This window comes from Paenibacillus sp. FSL R7-0345, from assembly GCF_038595055.1.
GTDB lineage: Bacteria > Bacillota > Bacilli > Paenibacillales > Paenibacillaceae > Paenibacillus_AQ.
In genome coordinates this window covers 6,946,281-6,959,830 of sequence record NZ_CP152002.1, presented here as the reverse complement: position 1 = coordinate 6,959,830, position 13,550 = coordinate 6,946,281, and the positions used below count along the sequence as shown (strand labels likewise).

Here is a 13,550-nt window from a genome sequence, read left to right as displayed (position 1 = left end):
CATATGCATAAAATAGCGTCCGATCCGGCCGTCTCCAATTATTGACTTCCCATTCTGCCTGATATTCGTTATTCTCTAAGTTGGAGCTGATAAAATTCATAAATTCAAAATTTACGCATTCTATGATATATATAACTTAATATGGAATGGAATTGGAATTATACACATTTTGATTTAAAATAATAGATGATAGAAAACGCTTTCATTAGTGGCTGTACCCTAGAAAGGAAGAACTACATGCATAAATCCAAGATCGGCACACTGCTGCTGTTGATTACCTGTATATTAACAGCATGCAATGGCGCGGGGACAAGCAGTGATTCCTACGCGGTACGTTACAGTAAGACTGAGGAAAGGGCTGTACCGGGCGGTATTGTTACCTATGCTTATACCTCCCCGTTTCAAGGGCTGTTTGATCCGGCTTTTTTTGAAGGCGAGGATGATTCGAATGTACTTGATTTCATTACTGAGGGCATGTTCACGGTAAGGGATGACCTGACGACTGTCCCCAATATCGCATCCTGGAGAGAATCCGAGGACCACACGGTGTTCACCTTCAAAATCAGGCCGGGTGTCCGCTGGCATAACGGGGATGAGCTGACCGTTGAGGACTGGAAGTTTGCCCTTGAGACGATTGCCAGCCCGGACTACACAGGCCCGCGGTATTACAGCGTAGAGATGATTAAAGGGGTTGAAGCCTATCACAGGGGAGAAACGGACGAACTGTCGGGGATCAAGGTCGTTGACCCGTATACTTTAAAGATCACGATGAACTCCGCCCGGGTAAATACCATTGACAATCTGTGGCCGTACCCGATGAATAAGAAATATTTTGATGGCGTCGCAGTAAAGGATATGGCGGACAGCGATCAGGTGCGCAAAAGACCGATCGGCATAGGCCCGTTTGAGGTGGAGGAGATTCAGCCAGGCCAGCTTGTCCGGATGAAGCGGTTCGATCACTATTATAAAGGCAAGGCGCTGCTGGACGGAATTAACTACACCGTTGTCAAAGACAGCGAGTTAACCGGTCTGCTGGAGAATGGCAGCATTGATATCGCAACGATAACAAGGGATACCTATTCCGCACTGAAGCAGCTTGACCACATAACGCTTATGCAATCGGCAGAATTGTCATATGAATACATAGGCTTCAAATTCGGGCAGTGGGATGAGGCGGCGCAGCAGAACGTGATGGACAATCCTAAGTTTGCCGACAAGCGTCTGCGTCAGGCGATGTATTACGCGCTTAACCGTCAGGACATCATTGACCGCTTTTCTTACGGGCTGGGCGAGCTGATTGAGACTCCGGTTCCCAGCACCAGCTGGGCGAAGATACCCGACACTGAAATTAACACTTATCCGTTTGACCCGCAAAAGGCAGAGGAGCTGCTTGATGAGGCAGGCTATGCCGATATTGACGGTGACGGCTGGCGTGAGGACGCTGCGGGGCAGAAGCTCGTTATTCATTATGATGCCATGAGCGGCAGCAAAACAGCAGAGGAACGGACAAAGGCAATTATTCAGGACTGGCGCGATGTCGGGCTTGATGTGCGGCTTAACGGCGGGCAGCTTAAGGAGCTGAACCTCTTTTATGAGGCAGTGGAGAACGATGATCCTTCAGTGGAATTGTTTAACGGGGTCTGGGGGCTGGCCAGTGATCCCGATCCTTCCGGACTGTGGCGGGCATCTGATCTGTGGAATTATTCCCGGTGGTCCTCTGAAGCCAGTGACGAGCTGATCCGTGAAGGCGTAGAGACCAAGGCATATGACAGGGAATACCGGAAGCAGATTTACCACGAATGGCAGCAGCTGGTTAATGATGAGGTGCCGATGATCTTTTTTGCTGAAAGGACGAATATTACCGCTGTGGGCGAACGCCTGCAGGGAGTGCGTGTTAATTCAATCAGCAATATCAATGAGCCGGATAAATGGTGGATTAAATAATGCTGTAGGCTTGGCTTGGCAGGACCGGGGTTTTAGCGGCAGGTATGCTGCGGACCGGTGGTTTTGCTTTTTTTTTGCGAAAATAGAATCAAAACCTGATTTGGCACGTCATATACTTTAGGAATGAGCGGCGGCTGCTTATCAAAATTGTCGTTTTTTGTTATTTCTTTTTGCAGGCCAAGTGATTACAATAGAAATATTGTTTGTGTCAAAGCCGTTTTCCAGGTTTATTCTACAATTAGAATGACCCTAATTCCTGAAAGGGGGAACACTAAACACCGGATAGGGCAAAGAAACAACATCCGAGAGAAGTCCGGACATGAGCGCCTGGCAGGATGCGGGCAGCCATTGTAAATAGATCGCAAGCAATGATTTTATTCCACCATAAAGAAGGAATTTATTTTATGAATATGAAAAAGATGAAGAAAAGGTATATCGCCCTTATAGCGCTGGTCGTCATTATCGCAGGAGGATTTCTGTTCCAGAAGCAGCTTGCCGTTCTGGCCTTTGACCTGTTTCTCTCTGACCGGGTAGAGGCGAAGCTGGAAAAGGAATCCTATGTGCCGCTGGATAAGGATAGTACAACTACTGTTAAACCGGAGCCTGTTGTATTTAAAAGCGACCCGTTCTCGCTGATGCTGCTCGGAACGGACCAGCGCGGCAATGAAACTGCACGCTCGGATACGATGATCTACGCCGTTGTCCGTCCTGAGGATTATAAGCTTCTGCTGATCTCGATTCCCCGGGATACGTACACGGAAATTATCGGACACCGCGATAACAAAAAAGATAAAATCACCCATGCCTATGCGTTCGGCGGCCAGCAAATGGCTAAGGATACACTGGAAGCCCTGCTCGGACATGATATTCAGTATTATGCCACCATTAACTTTCAGGGCTTGAAGGATGCGGTTGATGCCATCGGCGGCGTTCCGCTGCCCATCAAGAAGGATATTGTCAACAAAGGTGCCGATCACGAGAAATTCACTATTGTAGGCGGCAAGTCGAATTACAGCGGTGAAGAAGCGCTCAATTACACCCGTTACCGGGAGGACAGCGATTTTAACCGGACCAAGCGTCAGCAGGTCTTTATTGATGTAGTTGCGAATAAAATGTTATCGATCAGCCAGATCGGCAAAATTCCTGAGCTGCTCGATATTATGGGCGAGAACTTCAAGACAGATATGGAGCCGTCACTGATTATCAGCCTGGCCAAGAAGTTCATGGGCGGTAAAGATATGGATATCTCCAGCTTTACCGTTATGGGCGAAGGCAAAAAGATCGACGGTGTGTATTATGATATCGTTGATGAAGAGGATTTGAGCGAAGCACAGGCCATGATTGATAACTGGATGAGTGCCAGCACACCGGTCAGCCAGCTGATTGAGCCCGGAAAAGCCGCTAATGCACTGGAGCCTAAGGCTACAGCCACAGCAGAGTAATCCCCGGGAAATACCATAGCAGTACAATGCAGCAGCCATGTGTAATGTTAGTGGCTGCTGCTTACTGTCTTCGTGGTATAATGAAGTGGAACTACTCGCCGGGTGAAACGTATTACTACGGGTGCCCTTAGAAGCAGGGTTAATTCCTTCGGAATTCTTTGAGGAGGATCAGGAGATGAATATTGCGTTTTTTTTACTTCCTAAACAGGAGGTGGCCTGCGTTACGCTGGATTCGACGCTGCGCCAGACCCTGGAGAGGATGGAATATCACCGCTATACTGCAGTGCCTATTCTGAACAGAGACGGTGAATATGCCGGGACAGTGACGGAAGGTGATCTGTTGTGGTACATGAAGGATTCAGGCGGAACGGTTACTTTTGAGAATGCTTCCAAATTTCTGCTTAAGGATGTGCCGCTGCGGATGAACAATCTGCCGGTCTCGATCGACGCAGATATGGAGGATCTGATTAATCTGGCCAAGGTGCAGAACTTTGTGCCGGTGGTCGATGATATGAACCGCTTCATCGGTATTGTCCGCCGCAGCCAGATTATTGAGTACTGTGAAAAGGTTGTTTCACGGCAATCGCAGGCACAGGCGCAGGAATCATTATAATTTTTGAGTGATTACAGTAAGCAGATGGGAACACTAAGGCCTGTATTTCCGGCATATTACGGAATGCGGGCCTTTTTTGAAAGGCTTCAAGAGGCAGGCTTTTGCCTGAGGTGCGTCCCGTGTGACCGGGAAATATTTATGCTATAATGGAGAATAATGCTTTTGCCGGAGGTAGAGAGACGTGCCCAATGTGCCGAGGGATATGGATGTAGCTAAACGCGCCAAGGTAATTGAGTGGTTAAAGACCGAAGTGATTGACCAAGTCTCACGGCTGTTTAAAGCGCTTTGGGAAGGAAGTACCGCCCGTGTCGGTGACAGCCTGGCCAGCCTGATTATGAGCTCCTACATATTGGGGCGCCGGCTGGGTATTCCTTACCGCGAGCTTGATGATCTGCTGCTGGAGAAGCTGAGAAAGCACAAGCAGGAAGGGCATCAGCTTGAAGAATGGTACCAGGATATATCTGCATTAGAAGAACATATGCGTAAGAGGTGAAAACTGTTGAAATTCCGCTGGACATCTGTGGCTTGGAGCATCGCATACTTACTGCTGCTGCTATCCCTATCCACCCCGCTGCTCATTATTACTACACTATTTCTGATTATTCCGGCTGTAGTGCTGTTCACTACGCTGAACACGAAACAGTTTATTCTTCATCTGTTACCGGTCCTGCTGATCGTAGGCCTGATTACACCTGTTTATGTGCTGTTAGCGCTCTATTTCCTGATTCCTGCGCTTGTTATGGGAAGATGGTACAAGAAACGCGCCACGGCATTGTCCACCATTCTGGCCGGAACTATCACGATTCTCGGGCAGTTCCTGCTGCTGCTGGTCTTGGGTACGGCGCTGTTTGATTTTAGTCTTACCGGATATGTGACGGATACGGTGCAGATGATTGCAGACATTCTGGCTGAACTCGGTACAGGCAACCCGTTGGCCAGCGAATTCATTCTCACATCCAAAGATGTAAGTGATATCAGCTTTATGACCATACAGGTTATTCCTATAACGCTGATCATGAGCTCTTTTATAATGGCTGTAATTACCCATTCCATCGTCCGCCCTATACTTAACAGTATGGAATATGCGGTTCCAAGACTGAAGCCTGCACGTGAATGGAGACTCTCCAGATCGTTTATCTGGTACTACCTGATCGGCGTTATCCTCAGCTTCATCTTTGGCAATTCGGACAGCGGCTTTATGCCGATGATTAGTGCCAACCTGATGCCGCTGCTCCAGGCTGTCTTTATCATCCAGACGATCGGCTTTATGTTCTATATTGTGCATCAGCTTAAATGGAGCAAGGTTATAGCGATTGTGCTGTCACTGCTCGTTCTCTGGATACCGGGACTATGGATTATCGGTGTTATCGACATTGCCTTCCCGTTGCGGGAGTTTGTGAAGAAATCGAAACGATAGGGTGAGAGGTCATGCCTAAATTTCTGCAAAGACGCTGGCACGGCTATCATACCGTATGGGCGTTCCTGCTGATGCTGGTCCTTATTATCATTGTCAGCAGCTATAACTGGGTTCTGGGTGTGGCCAGCCTGTTTCTGGCTGGCACGCTGTGCTTCTCGATGCTGCAGGCGGAGCTCTCATTCCGGCGCAATCTGGTGGAGTATATCAACGGGCTGTCCTTCCGGATCAAGCGGGTTGAGGGCGAGGCGGTCAGTATGCTTCCGCTCGGCATCATCCTGTACAGTGAGGACCGCACTGTGGAGTGGCATAACCGTAATGCCGGTGATATCTTTAGCCGTAAAACCCTGGTGGGGGAAGAGCTCCAGGAGCTCATGCCCGATGTTGTGCCTGCACTGGCTGCAGGCGGACCTGTGAAAAGGGAGGCCGCCCGGGATATCGGCACACTGAAGGATGTGAGGCAGGAGTTCACAGTGGATGACCGGCATTACCAGGCGGTGATCATTCCAAGCGAACGCATGCTGTACCTTTACGATATTACGGAGCTTGTCGTGCTTCGTGAACGTTATGAGGAAGAGAAGCTGGCCATCGGTATTGTAATGATGGACAATCTGGATGAAGCGGCACAAGGCATGGATGACCAGCAGCGTACCTCACTGATTGCCAAGGTGGCAAGCGAGATTACGGAATGGAGCAAGCAATTCGAAGTCTATCTGCGGCGGCTGTCGTCAGAGCGGTATCTGATGCTGCTTAATCACCGCAGCCTCCAGGCGCTGGAAGAGAGCCGGTTCGTCATTCTCGACGAAATACGCGAGATGACAGCTGATCTTAAGGTGCCGATGACGCTGAGCATCGGGCTTGCCTATGGCTCGGAGTCTGCCAGTGAGCTTGGGGCGCTGGCGCAATCCAGCCTGGATATGGCGCTGGGACGAGGCGGCGATCAGGCTGCTGTGAAGGCAGGGCAGCGTCTCTCCTTCTACGGCGGCAAGAGCAATGCGGCCGAGAAGCGGACCAGAGTCCGGGCCAGAGTTATTGCCCATGCGCTGCGCGACCTGATGCAAGAGAGTGACCGGGTGCTGATTATGGGGCACCGCACGCCGGACATTGATGCGATCGGTGCATCAATCGGCCTGCTGAAGGCAGCGCAGATGTACAATGTAGAAGCCAGTATTGTTATGGAGGGGCCCAATCCGTCGATAACCCGGATGCTGGAGCAGATTAAAAAGGATGAGGAGCTGTACCGGAACTTCATTACTACAGAGCAGGCTCTGCAGATGATGACCGAGCATACACTGCTGATCGTTGTAGATACCCATAAGTCCTCTATGACAATGGAGCCGCGGCTCGTACAGTATGCCAGCCGCATTGTAGTCGTTGACCACCACCGGCGGGGCGAGGAGTTTATCAATGATGCCGTGCTCGTTTATCTGGAGCCGTACGCATCTTCAACCTGTGAGCTTGTAACAGAGCTATTGCAGTATATTCACGACAAGATCAAGCTTAGCCCGCTGGAGGCGACGATGCTGCTGGCCGGTATTACGGTGGACACGAAGCATTTTGCCCTCCATACCGGCTCACGCACATTTGAGGCAGCAGGCTTCCTGCGGCGGATCGGTGCGGATACGATCCTGATCCAGCGCATGCTTAAGGAGGATCTGCAGGAGTATATCTCCAAAGCCGAAATTATCAAGCATGCGCGGATGGTGTATGATCATATTGCACTGGTTGTAACGTCACCGGGCATGAAGATCCCGCAGCTGCTGATTGCCCAGACTGCAGATACACTCCTGGGCATGACGAACGTGGTAGCATCCTTTGTCATCAGCGAGCGTCCTGACGGACTGATCGGCATCAGCGCCCGCTCACTGGGACGGATGAACGTGCAGGTCGTGATGGAGAAGCTGGGTGGCGGCGGACACCTGTCCAACGCGGCGGTGCAGCTTGAAGGAACCTGTAAGGAAGCAGAGGCCAGACTGCTTGAGGTACTGGCGGAAATTGAAGCGAAAGAGGGGCTGTTCGAATGAAGGTCATTTTTATAAAAGATGTTAAGGGTCAAGGTAAAAAAGGTCAGGTTAAAGAGGTATCTGAAGGTTATGCAACGAACTTCCTGCTGCCGCGCGGGCTGGTTCGTGCAGCTACTGACGGCAACGTAAAGACACTGGAGAACCAGGCTGCCGCTGAGCAGCGCAAGAAGGATCAGGAGAAAGAGGAAGCGGTACAGCTTGGCAAGAAGCTGGACGAGCTGACCCTGACGCTCAAAGCCAAATCAGGTGAAGGCGGCCGGCTGTTTGGAGCCATTACCAGCAAGCAAATCGCTGAGACGCTGGCGGCAACCCAGGGAATCGTTATCGACAAACGCAAAATTGAACTGAACGATCCAATCCGCCATATTGGCACATTCCAGATTCATGTGAAGCTGCATACTGAAGTAAAGGCTAACCTCACGGTTCAGGTAACGGAGGAGTAAAATGGGTGGAGATCTCTTTTTCGATCGGATCCCCCCGCAGAATCTGGAGGCGGAGCAGGCCGTACTAGGTGCTGTTCTGCTCAATGATGAGGCGCTGATTACAGCGATGGAGCGGGTACAAACCGAAGACTTCTACGACAAACCGCATCAGATGATCTTTGAGGCGATGGTGCAGCTCGGAGAAGAGAGCCAGCCGATTGACCTGATTACACTGACCTCCCGCCTTCAGGATAAGGGAGAGCTTGAGGATATCGGCGGTGTCAGCTATCTGGCTAAGCTGGCGCATGCAGTGCCGACCGCAGCCAACGTGGACTACTATGCCCAGATCATTGAAGAAAAGGCGATGCTGCGGCGGCTTATCCGTACAGCAACGCAGATTGTCAGCGAAGGTTATACCGGCGGTGAAGATGTAGGCATTATGCTGAGCGATGCCGAGCGGCGGATTCTGGAAATTTCCAACCGCCGCAGCGGCAGCGGCTTCATCGCTATTCGTGATGTAGTCATGGAGGTATTTGACCGTGTTGAGCTCCTCCATCAGAATAAAGGCGGTACTTCGGGAATCCCGAGCGGCTTTGTCGATCTTGACCATATGACTAACGGCTTTCAGCGCAATGACCTGATCATTGTTGCTGCCCGCCCATCTGTCGGCAAGACGGCGTTTGCCCTGAATATAGCCCAGAATGTAGCGGTCCGTGCCAAAGAGACCGTAGCTATTTTCAGTCTGGAAATGTCAGCAGCGCAGCTGGTGCAGCGTATGATTTGCGCCGAAGCGAATCTGGATGCCAATGTGATGCGTACCGGTGAATTCAAAAATGATGATGACTGGTCCAAGCTGACGATGGGCATCCAGGCCTTGGGCGAGTCAGAAATCTACATCGATGACACTCCGGGAATTACGGTTACCGATATCCGTGCCAAATGCCGCAGACTGAAGAAGGAAAAGGGCCTTGGCATGATTGTCATCGACTACCTGCAGCTGATTCAGGGGCGGGGAAAGGCCGGGGAGAACCGTCAGCAGGAGGTCTCCGAGATTTCCCGTACACTGAAGCAGATTGCCCGTGAGCTGGATGTGCCGGTCATTGCCCTGTCCCAGCTCAGCCGCGGTGTAGAGCAGCGTCAGGATAAACGCCCGATGATGAGTGACCTTCGTGAGTCCGGTTCAATCGAGCAGGATGCCGATATCGTAGCCTTCCTGTACCGTGATGATTACTATAACCAGGACACGGAGAAGAAAAATATCATTGAAATCATTATTGCCAAGCAGCGTAACGGCCCGGTGGGCACCGTAGAGCTAGTGTTTTTGAAGAACTTTAACAAGTTCGTCAACTACGAGCGGGCGCACGCCGAACCGTTTGCAGGTTAGGCAGTTTAAGCACAATATCCGAACGATCATACATTTACTTGTGTGATCGTTCGTTTTTATTTGACTTTGAAAAGTACCGCTGTTACACTGGTTATTGTGCTTTAGCGGGTTAAACCCGCATAGCGTCCGGAGGGCTGCGTACATAAGATTGCTGTACAGAGCCCATATTATTATAAATAATGGTGCTAAAGCTGGCACCAACGGAGGAATGAATATGTCAACGGTAGTCGTCGTGGGAACACAATGGGGAGACGAAGGCAAAGGGAAGATCACAGACTTTCTGGCAGAGAGCGCAGATGTGGTCGCCCGTTATCAGGGGGGCAACAATGCCGGTCACACGATTCTGATTGACGGTAAGAAGTTCAAGCTGAGCCTGATTCCATCTGGTGTATTTTATAAAGAGAAGACTTGTGTAATCGGTAACGGAATGGTCATCAATCCTGAAGCCCTGATCCAAGAAATTAATTATATTCATGAAAATGGCTTTGATACGAAGAATCTGGTCATCAGCGACCGCGCCCATGTTATCATGCCGTACCATATGCTGCTGGATGCGCTGGAAGAAGACCGCAAGGGTCCGAACAAGATCGGAACGACCCGCAAAGGGATTGGCCCTGCTTATATGGACAAAGCCGCCCGTAACGGTATCCGGATTGCTGATCTGATGGATGCCGAGGAATTCGAGCTGAGACTGCGTCATCTGGTGACTGAGAAAAACCAGGTAATTACGCAGGTATACGGCGCAGAGCCGCTTGATGTAGAAGAGATTCTGACAAAATATCTGGAATATGCAGAGGTGCTGCGCGGTTATGTAACAGATACCTCCGTTATTCTGAATGATGCAATCGATGCTGATCACAAAGTATTGTTCGAGGGCGCGCAGGGTGTCATGCTGGATATCGACCAGGGAACTTATCCGTTCGTAACTTCCTCCAATCCGTCTGCTGGCGGCGTATGTATCGGTTCCGGCGTAGGCCCGTCGAAGATCAAGCAGGTCATCGGTGTTGCCAAGGCTTACACTACACGTGTTGGAGACGGCCCGTTTCCTACTGAGCTTAATGATGCAACCGGCGATGCGATCCGCGAGACCGGACATGAGTACGGCACAGTAACCGGACGTCCGCGCCGTGTAGGCTGGTTCGACAGTGTTGTTGTGCGCCACGCCCGCCGCGTAAGCGGAATTACCGGATTGTCGCTTAACTCGCTGGACGTGCTTAGCGGACTGGAAACCGTCAAGATCTGCACAGGCTACAAATACCGCGGAGAGATCATTACCCACTATCCGGCCAGCCTCAAAATGCTGGCTGAGTGTGAAGCGGTGTATGAAGAGCTTCCTGGCTGGAGTGAGGATATCACCGGTGCCAAAACACTGGCTGACCTTCCGGCTAACACCCGCCGTTATGTTGAACGTGTGTCCGAGCTGACAGGTATTCCGATTGCTATCTTCTCGGTTGGACGAAACCGGGAGCAGACTAATCAAGTGCTGCCGATTTACGTATAATAGACCGTTTATAATCATGAGGACCCCTGCCGGGGTCCTTTTTGCATTCCCTGAGTGCTTCACTCTGCTCAGCATTAATACGTTTCCCGCCGCGCAATATGGTCAATACTGGGATTATAAAGCGGTAAAGGACTAATTCTCCGGAGATGGAGTCTGACAGAGTGCAAGGGAGCGATGAAGATGAAGTTGGTAAAAAGTGCACTTGGCATATGCCTGATTGTTGTACTGGCCAGCGGGCTGTCCGTATTGACCACTGCCTATGTGGTGAATACCTATATTCAGTCGGTGCTGGCAAGCTTTGATATTAAGCTGGACAGCCCGGCGCCGGGGATCGGCGGCTTTGTGAAGAGTCTGACGGGAATGGGCAGCAAGGCTGATTCAGGTGAGCTCACCGGCCAGCAGGATGAAGAGAATTCCGGAGAAATTCCGGCCAAAGAAGACGATAAGGCGGTCGAGGAGAAAGTGCCAGAGGATGCTGTAGCCGTTATGGGACAGCCGGCGGAGGAAGATACAGCTGATGCGGCGGGTGAGGATCAGCAGCTTGTGATGACGCCCGGTGCCATGAGTGAGATGAAGGATAGTATACCGGAAGAGGACAAAGTGGGTATCTTCAATATTCTGATGACAAAGCTTCCGCAGGAGGAGATGCAGGCGATCTCTACGGCAATGGAGGACGGTCTGACTGAAGCCGAAGTTAAGGAAATACAGGAGGTTATTGCCAAATACGTAAATCAGGATGAATATGAGCTCTTGATGAAAATGCTTACACCAGAATCATCTGGAAATCCATAATTTTCAAAATTGTCACGCAATAGACACAGGAATCCTGTTTAAAACGGATATTCTCTATAAAAACCCGCGATAAACGCGGGTTTTGCTGTGTACACAAAGTTGAAATTTTTCTCCCGGCTATGGTACAGTAAAAAAGGACTAGAAGGGGTTAATTTTTTGTAACCTTTTAGATGCTTAAAGGCTCAGTTTTTTTACTCGTCATATTTATAACATACAAGATGATCATCCGCGCTAATGTAGAGAGAACAATAGATGCAGCAGAATATATAAAAGGGGTCGCAAAACAAGCTTGTCCGCTTCCAAAGCGGACTGAACGGGCAGATTGAAAGGGAGAGTTTCATGAAGGGATTTAAGTTCATGCGCCGGATGGGGAAGCTGCGGGGCAGCGAAGAAACATCCGCAGGATCCGGTGCAGAGAGTCAACAGGGCACCCGTGCCTCCGGCGCAGCTATTGTCTTTCATCAGGAACCCAGACCGCGGAGATTGCGGCGTTCCTGGATTGCGGCGTCTGCCGGGCTGGTGCTTCTGTCTGCTTTTCTAATCGGGGCAGAGAAGAAATACGTAGCCGCCAATACAGTCACCTATTACAAGGTGCTGGTGAAGGGCGAGGAAATCGGCAAGATCAGCCAGGAGTCTGAGCTGAACCAGCTGTTTGAACAGAAACGCGAGGAATATCAGACCAAGTATCCGGATACTTTGATGGTTCTGCAGACAGACGGAATTACTACCAAGGAAGAAGCGGCTTATAAGCCGGAGGTAGATACTTCAGCTACGCTGGACAAGCTGGATAGCCTGCTCAAAGCCTATGCAGTTGGTGTGCAGCTGACTGTAGACGGCAAATCAATCGGCATTGTTAAGGATCAGGAAACAGCCAATGCTGTTCTGCAGGGTGTGAAGGAGCACTATCTTCCGGCGGCAGCGGAAACAACGGGCGCACAGCTGAAGAGGACGGCTGCAACAAGCAAAACGGCAGCTTCTGCGGATGCTGGGAAGGTAGATTCAGCCTCCATTCAGGAAGATGTAACGATTGTTCCGGTCAAGGCTGACCCGAACAAGGTGCTAACACTGGAGGAAGCTGTTAAGAGGCTGACTGAAGGCGAGGTACAGCCGCTTGTCTACACTGTAGAGGAAGGCGATACCGTTTCCGGAATTGCCAAACGGTTCAGCATCACTCAGGCTGATATATTCCGCAACAACCCTACAGTGAAGGAGCTCACGATGCAGATCGGGGATGAGCTGCAGCTGACGGTGCCGCAGCCGGAGCTTACTGTAGTGACGGTCGAGCAGGTATCGGAGCAAGTGGTTACCGAACCCGAGGTTGTAGTCCGCACCAGCGATCTGCTGGAAGCTGGCAGGAGGAAGGTTGTACGTCCCGGCCAGACGGGCCTTAAGGAGATGCAGTATCGGTTAACGAAGGAAAACGGCCTGGTCGTCAAGGAAGAGTGGCTGGGACAGACTGTAGTCAAGGCTTCTCTGCCTGAGGTTGTTTACAAGGGAACAAAGGTTGCCGCTGTGGCCAAAAGCACAAAGGTTGCCAGTGAGTCCAAAAAGGCTACCGGTGAAGCAACAGGAATGTTTGCCTGGCCAGTCAGCGGCGCAACGCTGACCAGTAGCTTCGGCGAACGCTGGGGACGTTCCCATAAGGGAGTAGACCTCGTATCGGGTAACCGTACCATTAAAGCCGCCGATTCCGGAACGGTTACGTTTGCCGGGGTGCAGAGCGGGTATGGCAATGTAGTTATTATTGATCATAAGAACGGCTATGTTACTTATTACGGGCACTTGAGCAAAATATCCGTATCTGTCGGACAACGGCTTGAGCAAGGCGGAAAGATTGGCATTATGGGTAACACCGGGCGTTCAACCGGTACCCATCTGCATTTTGAAATCCGCAAGAACGGTACGGCGGTCAATCCGCTGAAATATTTGAAATAATTCATTCTTTATACCCAGCCGTCCGAAACCGTTTCGGGCGGCTTTATATTTACCCTCAGTAGGATGTGACACCAGGACA

The 13,550-nt window shown here is 50.7% G+C and carries 11 protein-coding genes; all 11 read left to right on the top strand.

Annotation, left to right across the window (positions count from 1 at the left end; genetic code table 11):
• Window positions 1-237: 237 nt before the first annotated feature.
• The 11 genes from opp4A (at window position 238) to NST84_RS30065 (ending at window position 13,471) form a co-directional block, all read left to right on the top strand.
• Complete coding sequence (gene opp4A, locus NST84_RS30115; RefSeq protein WP_342563661.1) at window positions 238-1,944, top strand: oligopeptide ABC transporter substrate-binding protein; 1,707 nt, start codon at window positions 238-240, stop codon at window positions 1,942-1,944.
• Between the two features lie 410 nt (window positions 1,945-2,354).
• Complete coding sequence (locus NST84_RS30110; protein ID WP_342566558.1) at window positions 2,355-3,386, top strand: LCP family protein; 1,032 nt, start codon at window positions 2,355-2,357, stop codon at window positions 3,384-3,386.
• A 175-nt stretch (window positions 3,387-3,561) separates the two neighbouring features.
• A complete protein-coding gene (locus NST84_RS30105) occupies window positions 3,562-3,999 on the top strand; it encodes a CBS domain-containing protein (protein ID WP_342563660.1) in 438 nt (145 codons plus the stop codon).
• A gap of 190 nt (window positions 4,000-4,189) precedes the next feature.
• A complete protein-coding gene (locus NST84_RS30100) occupies window positions 4,190-4,492 on the top strand; it encodes a MazG-like family protein (RefSeq protein WP_342566557.1) in 303 nt (100 codons plus the stop codon).
• Window positions 4,493-4,498: 6 nt separating this feature from the next.
• Entirely contained in the window at window positions 4,499-5,416 is a 918-nt protein-coding gene (locus NST84_RS30095; RefSeq protein ID WP_342563659.1) for a DUF2232 domain-containing protein, read from the top strand.
• An 11-nt stretch (window positions 5,417-5,427) separates the two neighbouring features.
• Window positions 5,428-7,437 (top strand): DHH family phosphoesterase, encoded by a 2,010-nt coding sequence (locus NST84_RS30090; protein ID WP_342563658.1) that lies wholly within the window; start codon window positions 5,428-5,430, stop codon window positions 7,435-7,437.
• Window positions 7,434-7,880, top strand: coding sequence for a 50S ribosomal protein L9 (gene rplI, locus NST84_RS30085; RefSeq protein WP_342563657.1), 447 nt, complete (start codon window positions 7,434-7,436; stop codon window positions 7,878-7,880). The genes NST84_RS30090 and rplI overlap by 4 nt, the downstream gene beginning before the upstream one ends.
• 1 nt (window position 7,881) lies before the next feature.
• Window positions 7,882-9,243, top strand: coding sequence for a replicative DNA helicase (gene dnaB, locus NST84_RS30080; RefSeq protein WP_342563656.1), 1,362 nt, complete (start codon window positions 7,882-7,884; stop codon window positions 9,241-9,243).
• 214 nt (window positions 9,244-9,457) lie between these two features.
• Window positions 9,458-10,744 (top strand): adenylosuccinate synthase, encoded by a 1,287-nt coding sequence (locus tag NST84_RS30075; protein ID WP_342563655.1) that lies wholly within the window; start codon window positions 9,458-9,460, stop codon window positions 10,742-10,744.
• 180 nt (window positions 10,745-10,924) lie between these two features.
• A complete protein-coding gene (locus NST84_RS30070) occupies window positions 10,925-11,536 on the top strand; it encodes a hypothetical protein (RefSeq protein WP_342563654.1) in 612 nt (203 codons plus the stop codon).
• A 339-nt stretch (window positions 11,537-11,875) separates the two neighbouring features.
• Window positions 11,876-13,471: a M23 family metallopeptidase gene (locus tag NST84_RS30065; protein WP_342563653.1), complete on the top strand. Its 1,596-nt coding sequence runs from the start codon at window positions 11,876-11,878 to the stop codon at window positions 13,469-13,471.
• Window positions 13,472-13,550: the final 79 nt, after the last annotated feature.

Excerpts from the sequence above, each read along its gene's own strand:
- opp4A (WP_342563661.1), top strand. The coding sequence starts at position 238 with ATGCATAAATCCAAGATCGGCACACTGCTGCTGTTGATTACCTGTATA.
- NST84_RS30110 (WP_342566558.1), top strand. The coding sequence starts at position 2,355 with ATGAAAAAGATGAAGAAAAGGTATATCGCCCTTATAGCGCTGGTCGTC.
- NST84_RS30105 (WP_342563660.1), top strand. The coding sequence starts at position 3,562 with ATGAATATTGCGTTTTTTTTACTTCCTAAACAGGAGGTGGCCTGCGTT.
- NST84_RS30090 (WP_342563658.1), top strand. The coding sequence starts at position 5,428 with ATGCCTAAATTTCTGCAAAGACGCTGGCACGGCTATCATACCGTATGG.
- rplI (WP_342563657.1), top strand. The coding sequence starts at position 7,434 with ATGAAGGTCATTTTTATAAAAGATGTTAAGGGTCAAGGTAAAAAAGGT.
- dnaB (WP_342563656.1), top strand. The coding sequence starts at position 7,882 with ATGGGTGGAGATCTCTTTTTCGATCGGATCCCCCCGCAGAATCTGGAG.
- NST84_RS30075 (WP_342563655.1), top strand. The coding sequence starts at position 9,458 with ATGTCAACGGTAGTCGTCGTGGGAACACAATGGGGAGACGAAGGCAAA.
- NST84_RS30070 (WP_342563654.1), top strand. The coding sequence starts at position 10,925 with ATGAAGTTGGTAAAAAGTGCACTTGGCATATGCCTGATTGTTGTACTG.
- NST84_RS30065 (WP_342563653.1), top strand. The coding sequence starts at position 11,876 with ATGAAGGGATTTAAGTTCATGCGCCGGATGGGGAAGCTGCGGGGCAGC.